This is a genomic window from Undibacterium sp. Di27W (assembly GCF_049340345.1).
Lineage (GTDB): Bacteria > Pseudomonadota > Gammaproteobacteria > Burkholderiales > Burkholderiaceae_D > Undibacterium.
Genome location: NZ_JBMPOS010000011.1, coordinates 151,232 through 172,134, shown reverse-complemented (window position 1 = coordinate 172,134; position 20,903 = coordinate 151,232). Strand labels below are relative to the sequence as shown.

25 protein-coding genes and 1 tRNA gene are annotated in these 20,903 nt (G+C 49.3%); 12 read left to right on the top strand and 14 right to left on the bottom strand.

Annotated features, from left to right (window positions below; all coding sequences use genetic code 11):
* Positions 1 to 11: 11 nt before the first annotated feature.
* Together ACO0LF_RS21330 and ACO0LF_RS21325 are read right to left on the bottom strand one after the other, a co-directional pair.
* Complete coding sequence (locus tag ACO0LF_RS21330) at positions 12 to 923, bottom strand: EamA family transporter (RefSeq protein ID WP_423017665.1); 912 nt, start codon at positions 921 to 923, stop codon at positions 12 to 14.
* Between the two features lie 24 nt (positions 924 to 947).
* Positions 948 to 1,181, bottom strand: a complete 234-nt coding sequence (locus ACO0LF_RS21325) for a DUF1272 domain-containing protein (RefSeq protein WP_423017663.1) — start codon at positions 1,179 to 1,181, stop codon at positions 948 to 950.
* On the opposite strand from ACO0LF_RS21325, the gene ACO0LF_RS21320 reads away from it, so the two are divergent.
* Positions 1,093 to 1,995: a ribonuclease HI family protein gene (locus tag ACO0LF_RS21320; protein ID WP_423017661.1), complete on the top strand. Its 903-nt coding sequence runs from the start codon at positions 1,093 to 1,095 to the stop codon at positions 1,993 to 1,995. The genes ACO0LF_RS21325 and ACO0LF_RS21320 overlap by 89 nt on opposite strands.
* Here the strand turns inward: ACO0LF_RS21320 and ACO0LF_RS21315 are convergent.
* Positions 1,985 to 2,848: a LysR substrate-binding domain-containing protein gene (locus ACO0LF_RS21315; protein ID WP_423017659.1), complete on the bottom strand. Its 864-nt coding sequence runs from the start codon at positions 2,846 to 2,848 to the stop codon at positions 1,985 to 1,987. The genes ACO0LF_RS21320 and ACO0LF_RS21315 overlap by 11 nt on opposite strands.
* Before the next feature lie 134 nt (positions 2,849 to 2,982).
* Here ACO0LF_RS21315 and ACO0LF_RS21310 point away from each other — a divergent pair, with 134 nt between their 5' ends.
* The 3 genes from ACO0LF_RS21310 to ACO0LF_RS21300 all read left to right on the top strand — a co-directional run bounded on the left by ACO0LF_RS21310 (position 2,983) and on the right by ACO0LF_RS21300 (position 4,921).
* Positions 2,983 to 3,396 (top strand): VOC family protein, encoded by a 414-nt coding sequence (locus ACO0LF_RS21310; protein ID WP_423017657.1) that lies wholly within the window; start codon positions 2,983 to 2,985, stop codon positions 3,394 to 3,396.
* The gene (locus ACO0LF_RS21305; protein WP_423017655.1) at positions 3,393 to 4,352 is read left to right on the top strand and encodes a 2-hydroxyacid dehydrogenase; all 960 of its coding nucleotides are present in this window, start codon (positions 3,393 to 3,395) and stop codon (positions 4,350 to 4,352) included. Before ACO0LF_RS21310 ends, ACO0LF_RS21305 begins: the two co-directional genes overlap by 4 nt.
* Before the next feature lie 110 nt (positions 4,353 to 4,462).
* On the top strand, positions 4,463 to 4,921 hold the full coding sequence (locus ACO0LF_RS21300) for a cache domain-containing protein (RefSeq protein ID WP_423017653.1): 459 nt from the start codon (positions 4,463 to 4,465) through the stop codon (positions 4,919 to 4,921).
* A 109-nt stretch (positions 4,922 to 5,030) separates the two neighbouring features.
* On the opposite strand, the gene ACO0LF_RS21295 is transcribed toward ACO0LF_RS21300, so the two are convergent.
* Positions 5,031 to 6,422 carry a hypothetical protein gene (locus ACO0LF_RS21295; RefSeq protein WP_423017651.1) on the bottom strand — a complete coding sequence of 464 codons (1,392 nt, stop codon included), beginning with the start codon at positions 6,420 to 6,422 and terminating at the stop codon, positions 5,031 to 5,033.
* 255 nt (positions 6,423 to 6,677) lie between these two features.
* Positions 6,678 to 6,754: transfer RNA gene (locus ACO0LF_RS21290), tRNA-Pro, on the bottom strand.
* Between the two features lie 210 nt (positions 6,755 to 6,964).
* Here ACO0LF_RS21290 and ACO0LF_RS21285 point away from each other — a divergent pair.
* From ACO0LF_RS21285 to ACO0LF_RS21270, 4 genes are read left to right on the top strand one after another with little or no spacing between them, the layout of a single operon-like run.
* The gene (locus ACO0LF_RS21285) at positions 6,965 to 8,089 is read left to right on the top strand and encodes a M14 family metallopeptidase (protein ID WP_423017649.1); all 1,125 of its coding nucleotides are present in this window, start codon (positions 6,965 to 6,967) and stop codon (positions 8,087 to 8,089) included.
* A gap of 27 nt (positions 8,090 to 8,116) precedes the next feature.
* Positions 8,117 to 8,584 (top strand): CYTH domain-containing protein, encoded by a 468-nt coding sequence (locus tag ACO0LF_RS21280; protein WP_423017647.1) that lies wholly within the window; start codon positions 8,117 to 8,119, stop codon positions 8,582 to 8,584.
* A gap of 2 nt (positions 8,585 to 8,586) precedes the next feature.
* The gene (locus tag ACO0LF_RS21275) at positions 8,587 to 8,856 is read left to right on the top strand and encodes a MoaD/ThiS family protein (protein WP_423017645.1); all 270 of its coding nucleotides are present in this window, start codon (positions 8,587 to 8,589) and stop codon (positions 8,854 to 8,856) included.
* A 2-nt stretch (positions 8,857 to 8,858) separates the two neighbouring features.
* Positions 8,859 to 9,941, top strand: coding sequence for a WD40/YVTN/BNR-like repeat-containing protein (locus tag ACO0LF_RS21270; protein ID WP_423017643.1), 1,083 nt, complete (start codon positions 8,859 to 8,861; stop codon positions 9,939 to 9,941).
* Between the two features lie 54 nt (positions 9,942 to 9,995).
* Here the strand turns inward: ACO0LF_RS21270 and ACO0LF_RS21265 are convergent, their stop codons facing one another.
* The 6 genes from ACO0LF_RS21265 to ACO0LF_RS21240 form a co-directional block, all read right to left on the bottom strand.
* On the bottom strand, positions 9,996 to 10,376 hold the full coding sequence (locus ACO0LF_RS21265) for a nuclear transport factor 2 family protein (protein WP_423017641.1): 381 nt from the start codon (positions 10,374 to 10,376) through the stop codon (positions 9,996 to 9,998).
* Between the two features lie 34 nt (positions 10,377 to 10,410).
* A complete protein-coding gene (locus ACO0LF_RS21260) occupies positions 10,411 to 10,863 on the bottom strand; it encodes a MaoC family dehydratase (RefSeq protein ID WP_423017826.1) in 453 nt (150 codons plus the stop codon).
* 20 nt (positions 10,864 to 10,883) lie between these two features.
* Positions 10,884 to 11,345 (bottom strand): MaoC family dehydratase, encoded by a 462-nt coding sequence (locus ACO0LF_RS21255; RefSeq protein WP_423017639.1) that lies wholly within the window; start codon positions 11,343 to 11,345, stop codon positions 10,884 to 10,886.
* Positions 11,346 to 11,422: 77 nt separating this feature from the next.
* Positions 11,423 to 12,562 carry an acyl-CoA dehydrogenase family protein gene (locus ACO0LF_RS21250; RefSeq protein ID WP_423017637.1) on the bottom strand — a complete coding sequence of 380 codons (1,140 nt, stop codon included), beginning with the start codon at positions 12,560 to 12,562 and terminating at the stop codon, positions 11,423 to 11,425.
* Between the two features lie 10 nt (positions 12,563 to 12,572).
* A complete protein-coding gene (locus ACO0LF_RS21245; RefSeq protein ID WP_423017634.1) occupies positions 12,573 to 13,763 on the bottom strand; it encodes an acyl-CoA dehydrogenase family protein in 1,191 nt (396 codons plus the stop codon).
* A gap of 114 nt (positions 13,764 to 13,877) precedes the next feature.
* A complete protein-coding gene (locus ACO0LF_RS21240; protein ID WP_423017632.1) occupies positions 13,878 to 14,774 on the bottom strand; it encodes a helix-turn-helix domain-containing protein in 897 nt (298 codons plus the stop codon).
* 228 nt (positions 14,775 to 15,002) lie between these two features.
* Between ACO0LF_RS21240 and ACO0LF_RS21235 the strand changes: the two genes are divergently transcribed.
* Positions 15,003 to 15,449, top strand: a complete 447-nt coding sequence (locus ACO0LF_RS21235) for a methyltransferase family protein (protein WP_423017630.1) — start codon at positions 15,003 to 15,005, stop codon at positions 15,447 to 15,449.
* 39 nt (positions 15,450 to 15,488) lie between these two features.
* Here the strand turns inward: ACO0LF_RS21235 and ACO0LF_RS21230 are convergent, their stop codons facing one another.
* Genes ACO0LF_RS21230 through ACO0LF_RS21220 form a run of 3 tightly spaced genes read right to left on the bottom strand, consistent with a single transcriptional unit; the run spans position 15,489 to position 17,982 of the window.
* Positions 15,489 to 15,965, bottom strand: coding sequence for a GNAT family N-acetyltransferase (locus ACO0LF_RS21230; RefSeq protein ID WP_423017628.1), 477 nt, complete (start codon positions 15,963 to 15,965; stop codon positions 15,489 to 15,491).
* Positions 15,966 to 15,996: 31 nt separating this feature from the next.
* Positions 15,997 to 17,253, bottom strand: a complete 1,257-nt coding sequence (locus ACO0LF_RS21225; RefSeq protein WP_423017626.1) for a DUF2863 family protein — start codon at positions 17,251 to 17,253, stop codon at positions 15,997 to 15,999.
* Between the two features lie 36 nt (positions 17,254 to 17,289).
* Complete coding sequence (locus ACO0LF_RS21220) at positions 17,290 to 17,982, bottom strand: glutathione binding-like protein (RefSeq protein ID WP_423017624.1); 693 nt, start codon at positions 17,980 to 17,982, stop codon at positions 17,290 to 17,292.
* Between the two features lie 167 nt (positions 17,983 to 18,149).
* Between ACO0LF_RS21220 and ACO0LF_RS21215 the strand changes: the two genes are divergently transcribed.
* From ACO0LF_RS21215 to ACO0LF_RS21205, 3 genes are all read left to right on the top strand, one after another.
* On the top strand, positions 18,150 to 19,007 hold the full coding sequence (locus ACO0LF_RS21215) for a DMT family transporter (protein ID WP_423017622.1): 858 nt from the start codon (positions 18,150 to 18,152) through the stop codon (positions 19,005 to 19,007).
* Positions 19,008 to 19,170: 163 nt separating this feature from the next.
* A complete protein-coding gene (locus tag ACO0LF_RS21210) occupies positions 19,171 to 19,551 on the top strand; it encodes a BlaI/MecI/CopY family transcriptional regulator (RefSeq protein ID WP_423017620.1) in 381 nt (126 codons plus the stop codon).
* Between the two features lie 95 nt (positions 19,552 to 19,646).
* Positions 19,647 to 20,876: a M56 family metallopeptidase gene (locus tag ACO0LF_RS21205; RefSeq protein ID WP_423017618.1), complete on the top strand. Its 1,230-nt coding sequence runs from the start codon at positions 19,647 to 19,649 to the stop codon at positions 20,874 to 20,876.
* Positions 20,877 to 20,903: the final 27 nt, after the last annotated feature.

Here is a 20,903-nt window from a genome sequence, read left to right as displayed (position 1 = left end):
ATCGGGATGAATCAGGCAAATATGCGGCGCACGCCATACGCAAGTTTGCTGCCAAAGACATTGACAACTAAACCCAGCATCACCGTAGCAGCCCCTAATAATTGTGTTTGATTTAATGCTTCATCCAGTAATACCCATGCCGCAGTCAGGCCCACTACAGGCACCATCAAGGTCAGCGGTGCCACCAGGTGAGTGGGTAAGCTGGCCAGGAGTTTGCCCCATAAGGTATAGCCTATCAGGGTCGCTGCGACAGCCAGATACACTATCGTCAGACCGGATGACAAGCTCATATTGCGCAAGCTATGCAAGATAACATCGCCACCTTCGAACAGGTAAGAAAGCAAAAAGAAGGGCAATATAGGGATCAAGGCGCTCCAGGACACCAGGCTCAATGCATTGGTCACACCTATTTTTTTATTGATGACATTCCCGCTGGCCCAGGAAAATGCCGCACATAAAGTCAGGGCAAAACCAGCCAGCGTCACCTGGCTGGCTGAACTGGCAATGCTGGCGCTACCCAGCAGTATCAAGCCTGTGCTGGCGACCAGCATGCCTAGCAAATTGCTGGGTCGCAACTTGTCACCAAACACCATGGCAGACAAGCCTACCGTGAAGAAAGCCTGTGCCTGCAAGACCAGTGAAGCCAATCCAGCGGGCATGCCAACCGCCATGGCAGAAAACAGAAAAGCAAACTGCCCCAGACTGATGAACATGGCATAGGCCACCAGTAATTTGAAAGATACTTTGGGGCGCGGTAAAAAGAAAATTGCCGGAAACGCCACCAAAAGGAAACGCAAAGCCCCCATCAAAAAAGGTGGTATACCTTTCAAGCCTATCTTGATGACCACGAAATTCATCCCCCACAGCAGGATGACGATGGCAGCAATCAAAATATGACGTGGACTAAGGACAGATTTGGACATGGTGAAGGTTTCGCGTTATAAATTTTAATTCGTCTTTGCATGCACGCGTTTGGTGGATGCGGGATTGTTGGTCAGCTTGTTCTGGGGCCGAATCGGACGCGGAACAAAGTTTCCGCCACAATTCGGACATATTCCTTGCAGGGGGCCATCCACACAATCAGCGCAGAAGGTGCATTCAAAAGTACAGATGCGTGCCCTGGCAGAATCTGGTGGCAAGTCACAGTCGCAGCGTTCACAATTGGGTCTTAATTCAAGCATGATGTATTTCCTTTATGTAGTAAGTCAATATCATGCAGAATACCAGTTTGAATACCTGACGCCAGCCATGATTGCGACCAGTGGCGGTCACATCAGGACATCAATATACTCCAATTTTAGAAGCGCTATGCCAGTCATTTTCACCTACCAGCAATTGAAAGCAATCGCCACCCGCAAGGAGCAAGTGCGAAGCCGACGATTGGTAAAACTACAAAAGTTCCCCATTGAACAAGCCTTGCTGATATGTCTGGAGCAAAGCATGCAGCATGCAGGCTTGCAAGACATATCGCAATTGGCTGAGCAACGCAGTGAGATAAAAAGTGTGGACCAGGCCCAAAAGCTGGCAAGAAAGTCAGAGAAGCTACAGCAAAGATTGACTCAGCAATCTTCGCAGCAGTCCGCGCATAAAACAGCAGACACATGGCTGGCATGGTTTGATGGTTCAGCTTTGCCGAATCCAGGCAAGTGCCAGATCGCCTGTGTACTGACCTCGCCGGATGGCCATAGTTTTAAATATGTCAGGAATTTCGAATATGGCGATAGTTGCGACGCAGAATATAGCAGCTTGTTACTGGTATTGGAGCAGGCGCGACAGCATCAGGTGCGGCACTTGCTCGTACATGGTGACAGCCAGGTGGTGATTGACGATTTTAATCAGAGAAAGGCTAGCAAACTGGCCCGCCTGCTGGAGTATCGCCAACAGGCCCAGACTCTGGCCGCAGCCTTTGAGCAATTGCAGGTGTGCTGGGTGCCGCGCCACAAAAATCAAATGGCAGATGCCTTGACGCAAATGGGCTCGCATTCTACAGCTTGATTCCCAATGCCTGCGACAAGAGTGTCAGCATGCTGGGCCGCGGATGCTGGAGCTTGCTCATCAAGACCAGATCGCGTGCATAGCCGGGGTCTGAGATGGGTGTGAGTATGCAATCCTGCGCCAGTTTTTCCAGCCCTGACCAATGTGGTACCAGGCTGACGCCGACATCATCGGCAACCAGCATGGCGATGGTTTCCAGCGCATCCAGGTCACACATGGCTTCCAGTGTTAAACCTTGATCTTTCAGGTACTTTTCAGCATATCGCCCACCCCAGGCACTGGGGTCATAGCGCAGATAAGGCCGGGACTGCAATGCGGTCGGTATGCCATCTTGCGGCGCGCGTCTGGATAGCAAAACCAAAGCTTCACTCCTGATCTTGTACATTTGCAGGCTTTTAGGTAACTCAAAAACAGGAGCCACCAAAATCGCTGCATCTATCTCGTCATTGACTAAGGCCTGATATAAAGAGCGCGAAGTGCCGGGGACGATGCCAGGTTTTAAATTGGGGGCGTTTTGTGTCAAATGCCGCAATACCTGGGGGAGCATACCTGTCATGGCAGTTGAAATGGCACCTATCCTGATCGTGCCAATCAAGCCGTTAATATCAGTGTCACCGGCTAGTAAAGCCACTTCACGGACTATATGACGCGCCCGTGGCAACAAGTGCAAACAAGCCTCCGTTGGCTTTGCCGTATGCGCTAACCTGGAAAGCAGGGGGAGGCCGAATTCCCTTTCCAGAGCCTGGATGCGTTGGCTGATGGCGGCGGCAGTCAGGTTTTCAGCACGTGCAGCCTCGGCGATGGACCCATGGTCTATGGTAGCGATCAGGCTTTGCAAATAACGGCTATCCATAAAAATTTCTTTTGAATGCATTAAAAATTATATGCTATCTCTTTTGGATGGTAGGCGCTAGCATCTACCTGTACTGCATCACTATTGCCGTATGACCATTGCTATAGCACTTTGACGATCAGGAGATATATGTCATGAAAGCCTTATTTCACCTCGCCTACCATGTGCGAGACCTTGATGAAGCCAGGCAGTTTTATACTGGCGTGCTGGGTTGCGCAGAAGGACGCAGCACGGCTACCTGGGTAGATTTTGATTTTTTTGGACATCAGATATCCTTGCACCTGGGCCAGCCATTTGCCACAACTAACACTGGCAGGGTAGGCGAGCACATGGTGCCTATGCCGCACCTGGGCGTGATACTTGCCATGTCAGACTGGCAGGCATTGGCAGATCGCTTACTGGCTCAGCAAATTGAATTTGTAATGGCACCAGCAATACGCTTTGCCGGGCAGTCTGGTGAGCAGGCCACCATGTTTTTTCTTGATCCTTCTGGTAATCCCATAGAAATCAAGGGTTTTAATCATCTTGATAGCGTTTACGATAAATGAAATCGAATCTGATCCCGAATGTCATTCCCTTTTTGGCCGCGCCTGGCTATGCCCACACACAAGCCTGGGTACAGGCTCTGCAGACAGCCATGCCTGAAGAGCAGTTAGTTGCCTTTGGTGACATGAGCGATGCCGCAAAAGCCGCATGTAAAGTCGCCATCGTCGCCAATCCCAACCCGGCAGAGTTGCAGCAATTGCCGCAACTGCAATGGGTGCATAGTGTCTGGGCCGGAGTAGAGCGCCTGGTCGCGGATTTGGGCAAAACTGACCTGGAAATCGTGCGCCTGGTTGACCCGCAGCTGGCAAGCACTATGGCAGAAGCCGTACTGACCTGGGTACTTTACCTACATCGAGAGATACCAGTTTATGCCCGGCAGCAGGTGCAAAAAAAATGGCAGCCGCGGGAATATGTTGCAGCCAGTCAAAGAACGGTTAGTCTGCTAGGGTTGGGGGCCTTGGGCGAAGCGGCAGCGCAAAGTTTGCTGCAGGCAGGATTTACTGTTTGTGGCTGGAGCCGCAGCCCGAAATTGATCGCCGGGGTCGAATGTTTTAACGGCGAAAATGAGTTGCCTGCAATGCTGGCAAAGACCGATATCCTGGTGTGTCTGCTCCCCTTAACACCGGACACCAGGGGCCTGATCAATGCACGCATACTGGCACAATTGCCGCAAGGTGCCTCCCTGATCAATTTTGCCCGTGGTGCCATCGTCAATGATGATGATCTGCATGCCGCCCTGGAGAGTGAGCACATTTCTCATGCAGTCCTGGATGTGTTTGATATTGAACCTTTGCCTGTGTCAGATTGGCAATGGCATCATCCACATGTGTCGGTCTTGCCACATTGTTCAGCACCTACGGATAGAAAAACTGCCTCGGCTATCGTCGCAGAAAACATACGGTTATATCGCCTCAGTGGCGAGTTACCAAAGACTGTGGATATTACAAGAGGTTATTGATGAATTGTTGATCAAGACTATTCTGGACAGCTTTTCCACTCAGCAATATACTGGCTCAGGTTTGCAGTTCCTATGGTTTCAATAATATTTGTACTTCCAGGAGACGCATCATGAAGAAATTCTTTTCACTGATTTTGTTTGCCATCTTTTCTTTGTCGCAACCAGCACTGTTGTTAGCAGCAGAAAATAGCAGTACCGATCAGGCAAAAGCAATGGTGAAAAAAGCGATCGCCTATTACAAAACCAATGGAAAAGAGAAGACTTTGGAAGCCGTCAACGATGCTGCAGGCCCCTTCAATGAACGCGACTTGTATGTTGTCGCCTATGACCTCACAGGCACGGTGGTCGCACATGGCGCTAACAAGAAGTTGATAGGCAAGAACATCATTGACCTCAAGGACTCTGATGGCGTCATGATCATGAAAGAACAATTGGCGGCTGCGAAAGGCAAGAATGCCGGATGGGTGAATTATAAATGGCCACATCCATTGACCAAGGAAATGACACAAAAATCCATGTATAACGAAATCGTGGATGATGTCATGTTTGCTTGTGGTGTCTATAAATAAGCCAGCGATAATAAACCAGCGATTACCACTTACTTCTATTGATTGCAGGTGGGAGTATTGAAACTCCCACCGCTTTACTGACATGAACTTTAATTGATGGGTTTGACAATTAAAAGCCTAGCAAGCCTTTCAGCACATCAGTGGCTTTCACTTTGGGCTCTTCTTTTTGCTCTGGCCTTTGTTGTGGTTCTGTTTGCGTAGTATTGTCATTCCTGCGTCCTCCCATGTCAGCCATATCGCCCATGCCACCCAGAATGGAACTATAAGTGGATTTCATGCGTAGTTTGGTTTGCCAGTCTGGTTCCCAGGCGACTTTACTATCAGCAGGGCGCGGCGGATAGGCAAAATAAGCATCAGATCCATAGGCGATCATGCGCAAGATGCCTGCACCTTGCTCACCAAAAATACCCTTGGGAACATCGCATTTGCTTGTAGTGGCAGGCAAAATGACTTTTTCATTCAGCCACTTATCGACATCGGCATTTGCCTGGTACTCCACCAGACCAAAACCAAAATCCGGTAATTCACTGGATGTCCACACGATGACTTCAGTACTATCGCCTTTACCAGATTGGCCACCCATGACACTGATGAAATAACCTCGCGCATTGGGTATGGTTTTCCACTCCAGGCTAACACCACCATTTTTCCGGCTTTGCAGCAGTTCGATTGCAGCCATCAAATCATGACCAGGGCCCAGGTTCAATTTAAAGCTTTCAGGTATGCCATTGCCGACAAACTGGTGTTGACCCACTAATGAGGCGTTGACCGGCACTTTCCTGTCATCCGTCTTGTTTGGCCAGGCTGGATTACCTGCTTGCGAGCGCGCACCCTTGGTGAGTTTGCCACGCATGACAAAAAATTTTGCATAATCTTCTGGCGTGGCCTTGGCGGCATCCAGAGTTCTAGGCTGGCCGGGTCTCACTGTTTCGCCGCAACCCCAGTAAATCGAAATCTTGCCTTTCGGTTTTTCATAGCTGGGATCAGAAGGGCTTTCTTCTGTTGGTGTGTAGCTTACTGGCTTGTCTGACAAAGGGGCAATCAGCTTCAAGCTATCGCCCAGGTTCATGCCTGGCGGCAGCATTTGGCTGGCATCGGTCAGAGATGTATTTTTGCCGGTAAATACCGACACATCCATAAATCGCCCGCTGGTAAAACCCATGGAATGGGTATTGCCAAACACATTGCCCCGGTTGTTGCCACCACTGTCGCTGCGCGCCATACCACCCAGTGCACCTAGGAAACCACCAGACTGGGCACCCGCCATCCCGCTGGGCATATCGCTGGCATTGGTTGCCAGGTCTATATAGGCTAATGCAATTGGGGGCTTGGTAATTTGCGTTCCTGTAGCACCAGGTTTGATTGGCGCAGCTTTCGCTGGTGCGCTTGCAGCTGGCTTGCTTTGCGATACTGCAATCAAGGGGGAACTCAACAAGATGCAACAAATCAGCGAGCTTGGCAGGAACGGTATGCTAGGTGTGGGTGCGGTTAAAATCTTCATGGATAACTCCTTGCGTTGAGGGGCAACTGAGAGAAAAACCAGAAAAACTTGCAGCTGCAGGGGATGTAGCTGGAAATGAAAAAGAACTTTATGCTAAGTAATATAACGACAAATCACTGACATACGGTAGATGTTAAGAGAAACAGTCAAAAATGGAAATGTGGAAATCTCAGAAATTTCAAACGCAAACTTGACCACAAACAAAAAAAGGTTACAGTATAAATACTGTAACCTTTAAATGTTAAATCAAATTTTTGGTCGGGGCGAGAGGATTCGAACCTCCGACCCCGTGCACCCCATGCACGTACGCTACCAGGCTGCGCTACGCCCCGACACTGAGCGAAAGATTATAGTATATCGTGGCGAATATTGCTATGTTTGACCAGAAACTTCTTAAATGCTTGCCGTGGTGAAAATATTTGTACGATTTTAGGCATTAATTTGACTGAAATATTTTCATAATTCGGGAAAAACTGTGAAAATACCAGTCCTAGGTCGCCGTATTACTACGGTGCTTAAAAACATTTCTGAATAAATACAACATGACAATTAAAATCAGTCAGAACTTCGACGCGGGAGCGATCGAAGTCGTCAAGGCGGAACAGGCGGGGGCCATCGATTTAAATTTACGCAAGGATAGCCATGCCGCTATCTGGCAATGGTTTCACTTTCGCTTGCAGGGCGCACGTGGTCAAGAGACCGTCATGCGTATCCTGAATGCGGGTGATGCCACCTATGCCAAGGGCTGGGAAGGCTATCGCGCAGTAGCAAGTTATGACCGGGCCAACTGGTTCCGCGTGGATACCGAGTTTGATGGCAAGGTCATGACCATACGCCACACACCTGAGCGTGACAGCGTGTACTACGCTTATTTTGAGCCTTACACCTGGGAGCGTCACCTGGCTTTGCTGGGCGGGGTAGAGAATTCCTCCGTTGCCCGCGTTGAAGACCTGGGTAATACCGTTGATGGCCGTGACCTGAACCTGATCGTCGTCGGTGACCCCGCGGCTGAAAAGAAAGTCTGGATCATTGCGCGTCAGCATCCGGGTGAAACCATGGCTGAATGGCTGGTGGAAGGGACTTTGAATGCCTTGCTGGACCCATCCAATCCAATTGCCCGCAGCATCCTGGAAAAAGCGGTTGTCTATATTGTGCCGAACATGAACCCGGATGGTTCTGTACGCGGCAACCTGCGTACCAATGCAGCAGGTGCCAACCTGAACCGTGAATGGATGACACCATCACTGGAAACCAGTCCAGAAGTGTATTACGTCAAGAACAAAATCCATGAAACTGGCTGCGACCTGTTCCTGGATATTCATGGTGATGAAGCCTTGCCTTATATTTTCGTGGCTGGCAGTGAAATGCTGGCAGGTTTTAGCGAGAAGCAGATGCAGGAGCAGCAGCATTTTGTGAATAGCTTCTGCCTGGCCAGCCCAGACTTCCAGACCAAATACGGTTACGAAGCATCCAAATACAATGAAGATGTGTTGAAACTGGCGTCCAAGTATATTGGTCACACCTTCAAATGCGTTTCACTGACTTTGGAACTGCCATTCAAGGATAATGCCAATTTGCCAGATGCAGAAGTGGGCTGGGACGGTTCACGCAGTATCAAACTCGGTGAAGCAATGTTGCAACCGATTTTGGCTACATTGAGTGCATAATTCCGATATTTATTGATCGGAGTAGTAATGGGCGTAGAAATCGAACGCAAGTTCCTTGTTGTGAATCAGGATTTTAAACAGCAGGGGCAGGGTACATTTCTGCGCCAGGGTTATATATGTTCTGACCCTGGTCGCATCGTAAGAGTACGCATAGAAGCAGAAAGTGCGATGCTGACCATCAAGGGTATGTCAACTGGCATCAGTTGTGGCGAGTGGGAATACCCCATTCCACTGGCTGACGCACAAATCTTGCTGGATACAGTCTGCCAGCAACCTCTCATAGAAAAAACACGTTACCGCATTCCTCTCGCAGGTTTGATCTGGGAAGTGGATGAGTTCATTGGCGATAATCTGGGCCTCATCGTGGCTGAGGTTGAGCTTGAATCCGAGCAGCAGCAATTTGAACACCCGGCGTGGCTAGGTGAAGAAGTCAGTCATGACCGGCGTTATGCAAATGCGAATTTGCTCAAGCACCCCTACAAGGACTGGGCATAATCATGGCCAGGCTGATTTTCACCCAGCAACTCAGTCGCTTTACTGAAGTTCCTGAGGTGGAAACTGTGGCTGACAATTTGCACGATGCGCTGGAAGCAGCATTCGAGCTCAACCCCACTTTACGCGGCTATATCCTGGATGAGCAGGGTGATCTGCGTTTTCATGTAGTTGTTTTTATCGATGGCAAGCGCGTCATGCAGCGCAGTGGCTTGCGCGACCCTTTAGGTTCAAATAGCCAGATCTATGTCTTGCAAGCTCTTTCAGGAGGCTAATAATGAAAGCAATGGTAGCGACCCGCAAGGGTTTGTTTGAATTGATCCATATGGATGGCAGCTGGAAGCTGGATCAGATCAGTTTTCTGGGGGAGCCCTTGAGCATGTGCCTGCATGACAAGCGCGATGGTGCTGTTTATGCGGCATTGAACCTGGGGCACTTTGGGGTAAAGCTGCACAGACGCGATGAAGGCCGTGACGACTGGACTGAGATTGCCGTGCCAGCCTACCCTGAACATGCCAAGACTGAAGACGACGTCGAATGGAAGCTCAAGGCCATCTGGTCTATGGAAGCGGGTGGTGGTGACGAGCCTGGTGTGCTATGGGCCGGAACCTTGCCGGGTGGCTTGTTCCGCTCAGCAGATCGTGGCAATAGCTGGGAATTGGTGCGTAGTTTATGGGACAGGGAAGAGCGTAAGGAATGGATGGGCGGTGGTTATGACACGCCTGGCATACATTCGATATGCATCAACCCGCGTAACGCTCAGCATATCTTGTTGGGTATCTCCTGTGGCGGTGCCTGGAAAACAGAGGATGGCGGCAAGAATTGGGTATTGTCCGCATCTGGTATGCATGCCGCTTATATGCCACCTGATCTGGCAGACAAACAAAATATCCAGGACCCACACCTGATCGCGCGTAGCAAATTCGCCAGCCATGTTCTATGGTGCCAGCATCATAATGGCATCTGGCGCAGTGAAGATGATGCAGCAAGCTGGCAGCAATTGCATTTGCCCGAAGGTATTCCAGACTTTGGTTTTGCTGTAGCCGCTCACCCGCGCAACCCCGATATTGCCTGGTTTGTGCCAGCCTTGGCGGACCAAAAACGTGTGCCCTTGCATGGTGCCATGAGTGTCACGCGTACACGGGATGGCGGCAAGTCCTTTGAGTCGTTGAGAAATGGTTTGCCACAACAGGATTGCTATGACCTGGTGTATCGCCATGGTCTGGCTGTGTCAGAAAATGGCAAAAACTTGCTGATGGCGTCGACTACCGGCAATTTATGGGCGAGTGAGAATGAGGGAGATGACTGGTATCAGATATCAGCTAATCTGCCGCCGATTTACGCCGTTAAATTTTACTAATCTGCTCCACATGAGGCAATAAGGCCAGAGTATGTACTTTGGCCTTATTGCATTTCAGACACTGGGTCTTTGTGGGATGCGCTGCGCTGGATCATAAAAGAAAGTTTCTTCCGCTATGCATTCACCTTCCCAGCGCTGGTAAGCAAGTTCTTCCATCTGCGTGACACTGCCATCCAGCCACTCAAATCTGAAAATCCAGCGAATAACGATATGGTCGCCATTCACCAATACCGGATGCACGCAGGTAGATGTGACTGACCTGGCGCGCGACATGACGGCATGTTCGGCGTACACATGTGCCGCGCGGCCTATCCTGGGCTTGGCCTGGTTTTCCTGCATGCTGGAATTTTCAGTATAAAACTCTTCACATGCTGCGGCATGCTGGTTTGCTTCTACCTTGGCGATGAAGCGTTTTAATGTGTCTTGGCTGGGCATGAACTTGGTCTCTGAAAGATGAGGTTTAGCAGAACTAGTAGGCGCGTGAAATTGATTCTGCTACGCATACCGGCTTATCCTGGTCTTCACGTTCTATCGTCACTTCCCAGGTGAATTGCGCGCCATCCTTGATGTCTTCGATTTCCAGCAGTTTCAAGCGGGCGCGTACCCTGCTGCCGACAGGAACAGGAGAGGGGAAGCGTACTTTATTGAGCCCATAATTGACACCCATTTTGACGTAAGTAAGCTTGATGGCATTGGCAACCAGCATGGGTAGCAGGGACAAAGTCAAAAAGCCATGCGCAATCGGTCCGCCAAACGGGGATTCACGCTTGGCTCTTTCTACATCAATATGTATCCACTGATGGTCACCTGTGGCATCAGCAAAAGTGTTCACCCTTTCCTGGCTGATTTCTACCCATTCTGAATGCGCAACTTCCTGGCCTATCAAGTCTTTTAATTCTGCAAGGCTATTAAATTCTCTCATCATGCCCCCTAGTTTTTTAATCAGACAGGACGGCGACCAAACATGCCCATGCCAGTAATCGTGCAGACCAGCTTGCCTTCCTGGTTATAGGCTTTCCAGAGGGTGTTCACGACGCCTCTGTCCGGCTTTGATGTAGACACTTTGCTGCCTGTAGTTTCTGCCGTGACTCTTAGTGTGTCACCTGGGCGCACCGGCAATATCCAACGGATTTCATCTGTGCCTGGAGATCCCATGCCAGAAGAATTAGCCAGGAAGCCATCAACCACCAGACGCATAATAATGCCGCAAGTGTGCCAGCCACTGGCGATGACACCACCATAGATGGAATGACTGGCGACTTCTTTATCGACATGAAAAGATTGCGGATCAAATTGTGTGGCGAAATTGATGATTTCTTCTTCTGTTACTGTACGTTGCCCAAGTTCTATGACTGTGCCAGGAATGAAGTCTTCAAAATACCAGCGGTCTGTTTTGATGCTCATAGTGTGTCCTCGTTGTTTCCTTATTGTTTCAAAAGGCAAAAAAAATCCCGAACACAGTCGGGATTTTTTGACAGCAATCAGGCTGCGTTTTTAAAGCCGGGTTGTGCGACAAATCTGGCCAGGTGATGATCAGTGTCACCCAGTGTCAGCTCTATCGTGGTCAGGCGTTTGAACATGTGGGCAACCGGCAGCTCATTGGTGACGCCCATGCCGCCATGCAATTGCACTGCTTGCTGGCCTATGTACTTGGCGGCTTGGCCTATCCTTGCCTTGGCGGCGGATACCGTACGGCGGCGTTCTTCTACATTATCAGAGGCTATCTTGACGGCAGCCAGCGTCGCCATTGAGCGCGCCTGTTCCATTTCCATGAACATTTCTGCCATGCGATGTTGCAAGACCTGGAATTTGCCGATAGGCACACCAAACTGCTGGCGGGTTTTCAGATAATCGAGTGTGGCTGCGGTAATTGCTTCCATGATGCCTATCGATTCTGCACACAGCAGTGTCACACCGTAATCGGCCACCGCATCGAGCAATTCCCAGCCACCATCTACTGCGCTTAACAGCGTATCTGCGCCGACTTGTACATTGCTGAAACTGATATCGGCGGCACGATAACCATCGATGGTGCGGTAATCGCGATGGCTGACGCCTTCTGCATTGGCATCAACGACAAACAGGCTGATGCCATACGTATCGCGTTGTGCGCCACTACTGCGTGCAGAGACGATCAGTTTGTCTGCCTGGGCACCGTGCAGTACCACGGTTTTGCTGCCATTGAGTACAAAACCATCGCCACTTTTGCTGGCGGTGGTGGCAATGTCAAACAGGTCGTGACGTGATTGTCTTTCGCCCAGTGCATTCGCCAGCTTGACTTCACCAGCAGAGATTTGCTCAAGTACATCTGCGTGTTTGTCAGATTTTTTCAAAAACTCTGCACCCATAACCGTAGCGAAGTAAGGCTCGATAACAATGCCGCGCCCCAGCTCCTGCATGATGACCAGCATGTCGATGGCAGAACCATCGAAGCCACCTTGTTCTTCCGGCACAGGCAAGGCCAGTGCACCCAGCTCTGCCAGGCCAGCCCAGGCTTTTGAAGAAATACCTTCAGCCGATTCTATGATTTGTTTACGCTGTTCAAAGCCATAGTCTTTTTCTACCCAGCGACGCAAGGCATCAGCAAACTGTGTTTGTTCTTGTGTTAAGTTGAAATCCATTGTGCTCTCCTCACAGACCCAGAATCATCTGAGTGATGATATTTTTTTGAATTTCGTTGGAACCGCCATAAATGGAAGTCTTGCGGAAATTGAAGTAATACGGTGCCAAAGGCGCAGCATCATCGTCACCGACTATGCTATGTTCAGTCTCACCTTCGAGGAAAGCAGGGTCAAATGGCAGGCCGTAAGGGCCAACTGCTTCTACCATCAACTCCGTCAGCCTTTGCTGGATTTCCGTGCCCTTGATCTTGAGCAGGGATGCTTCCGGGCCAGGGCGGCCACTATCTTGGGAAATGACGCGCAGTACAGTGATTTCCAGCGCCATCAATTCCACTTCCAGGCTGGCGACCTTGCTGGCATACACTGCATCATCAATCAGCGGCAAGCCATTCTTTTGATGTTTGGCAGCGATACGCTTGAGGAATTGCAATTCGCGCTTGGCACGGCCTACGGCAGCAATATTCGTGCGCTCGTGGCCTAGCAGGTATTTGGCATAAGTCCAGCCCTTGTTTTCTTCGCCTATCAGGTTCTCTACCGGGACTTTGACATTGTCGAAGAAGACTTCATTCACTTCATGCTCTTCATCCAGCATGATGATTGGGCGCACGGTAATGCCTGGTGTCTTCATGTCGATCAGCAAGAAGGAGATGCCTTGCTGCTTGCGTACGCCAGTGTCAGTGCGCACCAGGCAGAAAATCATGTCGGCATGCTGGGCGAGGGTGGTCCAGGTTTTTTGGCCATTGACAATGTAGTGGTCACCTTCGCGCTCAGCGCGGGTCTTCAGGGATGCAAGGTCAGAGCCTGAGCCTGGTTCTGAGTAACCCTGGCACCACCAGTCTTCGCAGCTCAGTATGCGCGGCAGGTAATAGTCTTTTTGTGCCTGGTTGCCAAAGGCCATGATGACGGGGGCTACCATATTTACGCCAAATGGCAGGATGGCAGGTGTGCCAGCGCGGGCGCATTCTTCTTCAAAGATATGGCGTTGGGTTGCTGTCCAGCCTGTGCCACCATATTCTATAGGCCAGCCTGTGGCGACCCAGCCCTGTTTGGCCAATATCTTGTGCCAGCGGACAAAGTCTTCCCTGGACAGGCGTTTATGATTCAGTACTTTTTGCTGCAGGTCTTGTGGAAGATTGGCTTCCAGATAGGTACGCACCTGATCCCGGAAGGCAAGGTCTTCTGCCGTGTAGTTCAAATCCATGTTGTCTCCTGTTTTATGATGGCCGCAGCAATGCAATGAAAAAAAGCAGAAAAAAGCACGACCGTTCAAAACCAATTGTACAACGGATTTTCTCTTGTGTGATATTCAGATTTTTTATAGCCAAATCCGGTATAGCCAATAGCTTTCATCGTTCATGATGCGGATTTTGAGTTCTTCAGGCGATAAACCCGTGCTTTTACGTGTTTCACGGCATAAATGGGCTTGATCTGCATAACCCGTTTCTGCAGCAATATCCGCCCATGACTTTTTGCTATTTAATACCATGTCGCGGGTTGTAATGAATCGTCTTTCGGCTCTGCGCAAGACATGCTGGCGCTGGAAAGACATGCCGCTGAGGCTTTTTATCTGGCGTTCTATTTGCCTCACACTGCGCAGCCACTTTGAAGCAAGCATTTGCACTGCCATGCCCTGTATGAGATCGGTGAACAGATGCATACTCAGATGTCTGCGCGGAGCATGGCTTTGCCATTTGCGTTCAAAAAAATCTTCCAGCAATTCTATGCGCTGCTCATGATTTGCTGCATGTAACACCGCTTGTGCCATGGCTTGCCATTCAGTATCGAATACAGCTGAAAACGCCGAGCTTCGATTATTGTGAAAAGCGACGTCAATATCAGTTAAGAGATGCAGAGTCTCTGGCGATAAAACCAGGATGAAAATGTCGACCGGCCCCGGGTTGCTGGTGGTGACAGGTTCGCTGCGCGGCCCGCTGAAGACAATAGGGCAAGGCAGTGCTTGTTTGCACTTGGTATCACCGACTTGCACGATTTCAGCCTGCCCTTGTAAATACCAGGTGACGATACAGACGGCAGCAACAGGGAAATGATTCAGACGCTGCTGTTCCGTGAGCGTGTCGGCATTGATAGTATTGCGCGTGATATAGGCACGAATGACATGACATAGTGAAAGGCTGGGCGCATGCAGGCTAGTCAGCGTATCGCTACTGATGCTGCTATTGGCTACATTTGTTTTTGCTGGGGCAAGCGTCATAAATTGAATTCAATAGCTACTGGATGTCGCATTTGTTCAATACATCATGTAAGGCTATGGTCAATACTCTGATCGTGTTAAACACTTACAGAAAGCTGGATCCACATGATTTCCATACTCTATTCTCCTGCATTTTTAGTCACTATTTATAGTATTTCAGAATTTTTTGTGATACGCCTGAATCATTCTTCTGGCCATACGGCAGACCGGGATGGCGGGAGTTTAACTGTGCTGATACGTGTAGTTTTTCTGAGCATCGCGCTCGCCAGCCTGGCTAAACTGATTTTCCCTCAAATGGAATTCGATATTTTGAAACAGCTTGCGTGGCCAGGTGTAGCTCTATTTTTTGCCGGAATAAGTTTGCGCTGGCTTGCCATTGCCTATTTGGGTCGGTTTTTCACAGTGGAAGTGGCGATAGAGAGTGGCCACAAAATTGTCGATCATGGCCCTTACCGTTATCTTCGTCATCCTTCCTATACTGGTTTGCTTTTGATGTTCTTGGGGATGGGTATTTGCTCTGCGAATGCTTTTTCTTTATTACTGGTGTTGCTGCCGGTTTTCCTGGCTTTGCGTTACCGGATTCGTATTGAAGAGACAGTGCTCCAGGATGCTTTTGGCAAGACTTATGCAGATTACGCACAAAAAACCTGGCGCATGATTCCTTTTATCTATTGATTACAATAAAAGCTTCATGCCATCAATGTGGCGTAAGCTTTAGATATCTTCGCAGAACCGCATGGGCAGGAAAGCGATGCCATGCATTTCTATGAGATCGCCAGTCGCGACAAAGCCAAAACGCTGATAAACAGGTATGGCCTTGACGGAGGAATTGACCGTAAATGGTCCAGTATGCCCACTGGATGTGGAAAAAGCCTGCGCCCTTTGCCAAAGTTCGCGGGCTAGTCCTAAGCCCTGGAATTCTGTTGCAATGAATAGGTGGTATAGATGGCTGAGGTCGCGCATGGCAATGAAGCCTGCCAGTTTTTCATCCTCTAGGGCCAGGATGAAATGGTAGCGTGGGTCCTGGATATAAACTTGCTCTGCTTTTTCTGAGACCGACTCTAAAAAAATTTCAGTTCCTGCACCGTCGGCATGCACAAAAAAATCTTGCGTAAAGTCAGCAATTAAAGCACTGATGGCGAATGCATCGCCATCAGTCGCTGTGCGGAAGTGAAAAGTAGTCGGAGCCATGTCTAAATCGAGCTTAATAATCAGTGAAAACTCAGTGAAAATGCGTGGCACCCGGCGTTGGTGCATCATCTGGCATTTCAGTGTGTACCAGATCACTGTCACGGTCTGCAAACAGTGGTGTGCCACAGTCATCGCAGAATTCCATGGCAAAAATTTCTTCGAGTTGAATGATTTCAGTCACGCCACATTCTTGCAATATGCCAGGAATCTCTCCTGCAAGTTGCTCATTCTCATCCAGATTGATAGCAATGATTTGATCTTCTGCCTGATATAAGGGCCAGACCACGCCATAAATAACTTCAGGGGCATCGCGCAAGCAAAAACTGATACGGTATTCATCGACTTGCCCAGGATTTTCCTGCTCACCAAAAGAGGCGATGATGACGCTGAACTGATCTGCTTCCTTGCCCAGGCTCTGGGTCAGGTAGAACATCGCAGAACGTATGGTGGCCGGGCGTATCTTGATATCAGCTTCACGGCAAGCTGTGTAATAAGCTTCAGGCAATAAAAGTTCTATACCGCACCCGGGCACCAGGCGCTTGATCGTGGCGTCTGTTTGCTGTTGCCACTGAAGTAATGCCTGGTTTTTGGCTTCTACGCTGTCATAAGGCGCATCTATGGTTTGCCATTGGAAAAGTGGAGCATCTTTTTTGACCAGGATGACGCCCAGCACATAACGGATATCTGCCAGAAAAGGAATGGTGTGTGCACGTTCCGCTTCTGTAGGCGACGGAAGATTTTTCAACATGGCAAGACCATGCCGTTCAAGCAAGGCATAGGTTTCTACATGGTTGCGCGGTAACTGGTCTATCGAATACAGGCCAGGCAACAAGCGCAGTTGTGCCTGGTCAGCGAGTAAATGCGCGCTTAATTGGGTATGCAATATTGCCAGTGCTTCTGTTGGTATGCTGCCAGAAGCAATTTCAAAGCGGGTCCAGGCCAATATGGGGGCAGCGATCAGCAAGCTGACATAGGTCTGATTTTCGTATTCAAACTGGGTACTGGTACTGACGGACTCCAGGGTTTCGGTCAATACTTCATAGCCATTGGGGTGGGTCTGGAACAAGTGTTCAGTTGCAGCTTCCAGCATGTCCTGATGATGTTGCCTGAGACTCTTGGTGACAAGTGCATCCAGTTTGGCTTGCCAGTCAAGATCTTCCACACGGCTGGCCGACTGCGCAACTGCAAGCGCAAGGTTGGCAACGCGCTGGCTCTCAGCGGCGAGTTTAAGACGGTTTCTTTTTATAGGGCGACGCATACTGAAATAGAGTAGAGGGGGTAAGCCCATTGTAACGGCAATTGGCTTCACCCCCGGTAAATGAGTTTATTTCTTTGCGTATTGTGTTTTTCCAAACAAAACTTCTCTTGCCTTGTCGTTGTCCAGTGGCTTGCGTGCATCTGCCAAAACTTGCACGCCGCGCTGTACGGCAGGTCGTTGGCTGATGGCATCAAACCAGCGTTTGGCATGCGGGAACTCTGCCCAGTCTACACCCTGATTGGCAAATGAGCGTGTCCATGGGAAAGTGGCGATATCTGCAATGCCATATTCTTCACCAGCCAGATAAGTGGTTTTCTCCAGTTGTTTGTCGATAACACCGTAGATGCGCCTGGTTTCATTGGTGTAGCGGTCAACGGCATATTCTATCTTTTCAGGTGCATAGATCCTGAAATGATGGGCCTGACCTAACATAGGACCAACACTGCCCATCTGGAACATCAGCCATTGCAATGCTTCATATTTTTCCCTGTCTGTCTTCCCAAGGAATAAGCCAGTTTTACCAGCCAGGTAAATCAAAATCGCACCCGATTCAAACAGGGCGATAGGTTTGCCGTCAGGACCATCTGCATCGACGATGGCAGGTATCTTGTTGTTGGGTGAAATCGCCAGGAAATCGACTTTGAATTGATCGCCAGCACCGATGTCCACAGGAATAACGCGGTAAGGCAAGCCGCATTCTTCCAGCATGATGTGTACTTTGTGTCCGTTTGGTGTCGGCCAGGAATAAACGTCTATCATTGCTTCCCTCTTCAATGGGTTGATGAAAACAGCAGGTATCTATTATGCATAGATTAATGCGTTTGCGCTTTAATCCAAAATAAATGTGCACACCCTCATCCGACATGTTGCATCAACGACTTTATACTTCGGCTGTATACTTGACGCTCTTCAAGCATAAGCACAATATGAAAAAAACCGCCTTGTCTTCCCTGTTTGCCCTGCATATTGCCGTATTTTTATTTGGCGCTGCCGGTGTACTGGGCAAGATGCTGGCAGTCAGCTCTTTATTGCTGGTATTTGGGCGCACTCTGTTTGCCGCCTTGTGCCTGATACCTGTGCTGGCGTACCAGAGACAATTGCATTTTCGCGATGTATCAAAGAGCGTTGTCCTGTGCGGTTTTTTGTTGGCCATGCATTGGCTGACTTTTTTCGCCTCGCTCAATTTTGCACCAGTTGCTTTTGGCCTGATGGGCTTCGCCAGTTTTCCTTTGTTTGTCGCCTTGCTGGAACCATGGTTTTTTAAGGAGCCAAGAAAAGCACATGATGCCTGGGCTGCTTTATTTGTCGTCATAGGTATGCTAACCATGGTTAGCGCAACGTCTTGGGGTGACGGCGCGATCTATGCATTGGGCCTGGGAATTTTATCCGGCTTCAGTTTCGCTTTGCTGGCAATGATGAATCGCTGGCAGGGCGCTCAAATGTCTCCATTCAAACAGGCATGTCTGCAAAATGGTGTGGCAGCCGTATTGCTCTTGCCCTTAGTGTTGCTGACGGGCGATATGGTAGGGAAAAGCATGCAAACCTGGTCGGGATTGATCTTGCTTGGTGTTGTATTTACCGCGCTGTCACATGGCTTGTTCATGTTCAGCCTGAAAAAATTATCAACGAGTTTTGCCAGCATCATGACCTCGCTGGAGCCAGTGTATGGCATGTTGCTGGCCTGTCTGCTTTTACATGAAACACCTGGCCTATGTGAATTAAGTGGTGCTTTCATCATATTGGCGGCTATTGCTTATGCCAGTTATCAACATCAAGGGCACTGACTTGTTAGCAGTCTTATCCTGTCTTTGGCTTTTCCATCTCAACTTTAATTTGTAGCTTTTTAGCACTCGTTTTAACTGCATAAAGAAGTAGACAAAATAATCTAGACAAATTGATCTAGACAATATAATCTACATTCTAAGCAATTATCTACGAGAGCAAAATATGAGCAAAATTAGTTCGCGCAAGCCCACCACTGCAGAATTGGATTTATTGCGGCTGATGTGGCAGCTAGGACCATCCACTGTCAAAGACGTCCATCAGGCAGCCGTACAGGACAGACCCGATTTGTCTTATGCGACGGTCTTGCGGCTCATGCAAGTCATGCACACTAAGGGCTTGCTCGGCAGGGATGAGACCCAGCGTTCGCATGTGTATGCGGCAGCGCAGGCGCAAGATTCCTTGCAGACCAATCTTTTGAAGGATTTGATCCATAAAGCTTTTTCCGGTTCTGCCAAAGACCTGGTCATGGCGGCTTTGCGTGGACACGTTAGCAAGGAGGAGAGGGACGAGATACAGAAATTGCTGAATGAGGAAAAAAAATGAGCCAACTCTTTCCGTCCATTATCAATGCCCTGGGTTGGGCTTTATTGCATTTCTTATGGCAGGGGTTGGTGGTCGCCCTGTTTTTGGCCTTGTTCTTGAGCTTTATCGGTGCTACCAAGGTCAGAGCTCGTTATGCGGCTAGTTATATGGCGCTACTTGTTTGTTTGCTGGTATTTGTCAGGGAATTTTCTCTGCGTAAGACCACTACTCATTCAGGTATTGAGACTGAGGGAGTGAGTACTATGTTACCGGGGCTGGTTTTGAACCAGTCCAGCTGGATAAATTTGTCAGCTTGGTTGGAAATGCACTTGAGTACGATTGTTTTGGTATGGTTGAGCTGTGTGGTTTTACTCGCAATGCGCATGGTGGGAGGTTTATTCTGGATAGGTACTTATGCGAATGTCGGGCATAACAAGTCAGACCTGCGCTGGCAAATGCGTATAGATCAATTAAGTCAGCAATTTCATGTCCGTGGCAGGGTCTTATTCAGACTTGCCGATAAATTGGCTGGCCCTGTCACGGTAGGCATTTTTCGCCCCATGATTTTACTGCCTACAGCCATGCTAAGTGGCATGCCAGCTGATTTGCTGGAAATGCTGCTGGCGCATGAAATGGCGCACATTAAACGGCATGATTATTTGTTGAACCTGATTCAGTCTGCCATAGAAACGCTGCTGTTCTATCACCCGGCAGTATGGTGGATATCAAAACAAATCCGTAATGACAGAGAAGAAATTGCGGATGAACTTGCCGCAAGAGTAACAGGCGAACCGCGGCGTCTTGCTCTTGCACTTTCTGAATTGGCCAACTTCCAATTCATCACCCCTCAACTAGCCCAAGCGGCACATGGAGGAAATCTTATGTCTCGTATCAAACGTCTGGTCAAACCCGAAGTGAAATCAGTGAATTGGAAGGCGGCGCTCGCCATTGTGGGTCTGACGACCAGCTGTCTTGCCTTGTATGCCCAGGCAAATGCACCAATTGCAGCAGCTGATGCCAAGAGGCAGGCGATAGAAAACGCCCTGGTTGTCAATGAAAGAAACGGAGATAAGAATCCGCTTATCGATTTTAATAAGTGCAGACCTGTATATCCCAAAGCCTCATTGCAGCGTGCAGAGGCTGGTGTCGTCTATGCCTCGGCTCTGGTTGCCGCAAATGGCAAGATATTAAAGGCTAAAGTTGATCGGTCGGCAGGGTTTCCTGACTTGGATAATGCCGTGGTTGATGCACTTGAAAATTGCAAGGCCAAGGCGATGCCCGGGCAAGTGAATGGAAAAAAAACGGATCTCTGGGCGAAGGTGCAGTTCGTCTGGGTGTTGGAATAAAAAATATACGGGCATTGGTTTGACCAA

Excerpts from the sequence above, each read along its gene's own strand:
- ACO0LF_RS21280 (WP_423017647.1), top strand. The coding sequence starts at position 8,117 with ATGGGCGTAGAAATCGAACGCAAGTTCCTTGTTGTGAATCAGGATTTT.
- ACO0LF_RS21310 (WP_423017657.1), top strand. The coding sequence starts at position 2,983 with ATGAAAGCCTTATTTCACCTCGCCTACCATGTGCGAGACCTTGATGAA.
- ACO0LF_RS21285 (WP_423017649.1), top strand. The coding sequence starts at position 6,965 with ATGACAATTAAAATCAGTCAGAACTTCGACGCGGGAGCGATCGAAGTC.
- ACO0LF_RS21275 (WP_423017645.1), top strand. The coding sequence starts at position 8,587 with ATGGCCAGGCTGATTTTCACCCAGCAACTCAGTCGCTTTACTGAAGTT.
- ACO0LF_RS21260 (WP_423017826.1), bottom strand. The coding sequence starts at position 10,863 with ATGAGAGAATTTAATAGCCTTGCAGAATTAAAAGACTTGATAGGCCAG.
- ACO0LF_RS21210 (WP_423017620.1), top strand. The coding sequence starts at position 19,171 with ATGAGCAAAATTAGTTCGCGCAAGCCCACCACTGCAGAATTGGATTTA.
- ACO0LF_RS21265 (WP_423017641.1), bottom strand. The coding sequence starts at position 10,376 with ATGCCCAGCCAAGACACATTAAAACGCTTCATCGCCAAGGTAGAAGCA.
- ACO0LF_RS21225 (WP_423017626.1), bottom strand. The coding sequence starts at position 17,253 with ATGGGCTTACCCCCTCTACTCTATTTCAGTATGCGTCGCCCTATAAAA.
- ACO0LF_RS21300 (WP_423017653.1), top strand. The coding sequence starts at position 4,463 with ATGAAGAAATTCTTTTCACTGATTTTGTTTGCCATCTTTTCTTTGTCG.
- ACO0LF_RS21325 (WP_423017663.1), bottom strand. The coding sequence starts at position 1,181 with ATGCTTGAATTAAGACCCAATTGTGAACGCTGCGACTGTGACTTGCCA.
- ACO0LF_RS21295 (WP_423017651.1), bottom strand. The coding sequence starts at position 6,422 with ATGAAGATTTTAACCGCACCCACACCTAGCATACCGTTCCTGCCAAGC.
- ACO0LF_RS21315 (WP_423017659.1), bottom strand. The coding sequence starts at position 2,848 with ATGGATAGCCGTTATTTGCAAAGCCTGATCGCTACCATAGACCATGGG.
- ACO0LF_RS21250 (WP_423017637.1), bottom strand. The coding sequence starts at position 12,562 with ATGGATTTCAACTTAACACAAGAACAAACACAGTTTGCTGATGCCTTG.
- ACO0LF_RS21215 (WP_423017622.1), top strand. The coding sequence starts at position 18,150 with ATGAAAAAAACCGCCTTGTCTTCCCTGTTTGCCCTGCATATTGCCGTA.
- ACO0LF_RS21240 (WP_423017632.1), bottom strand. The coding sequence starts at position 14,774 with ATGACGCTTGCCCCAGCAAAAACAAATGTAGCCAATAGCAGCATCAGT.
- ACO0LF_RS21305 (WP_423017655.1), top strand. The coding sequence starts at position 3,393 with ATGAAATCGAATCTGATCCCGAATGTCATTCCCTTTTTGGCCGCGCCT.
- ACO0LF_RS21270 (WP_423017643.1), top strand. The coding sequence starts at position 8,859 with ATGAAAGCAATGGTAGCGACCCGCAAGGGTTTGTTTGAATTGATCCAT.
- ACO0LF_RS21220 (WP_423017624.1), bottom strand. The coding sequence starts at position 17,982 with ATGATAGACGTTTATTCCTGGCCGACACCAAACGGACACAAAGTACAC.
- ACO0LF_RS21255 (WP_423017639.1), bottom strand. The coding sequence starts at position 11,345 with ATGAGCATCAAAACAGACCGCTGGTATTTTGAAGACTTCATTCCTGGC.
- ACO0LF_RS21330 (WP_423017665.1), bottom strand. The coding sequence starts at position 923 with ATGTCCAAATCTGTCCTTAGTCCACGTCATATTTTGATTGCTGCCATC.
- ACO0LF_RS21230 (WP_423017628.1), bottom strand. The coding sequence starts at position 15,965 with ATGGCTCCGACTACTTTTCACTTCCGCACAGCGACTGATGGCGATGCA.
- ACO0LF_RS21245 (WP_423017634.1), bottom strand. The coding sequence starts at position 13,763 with ATGGATTTGAACTACACGGCAGAAGACCTTGCCTTCCGGGATCAGGTG.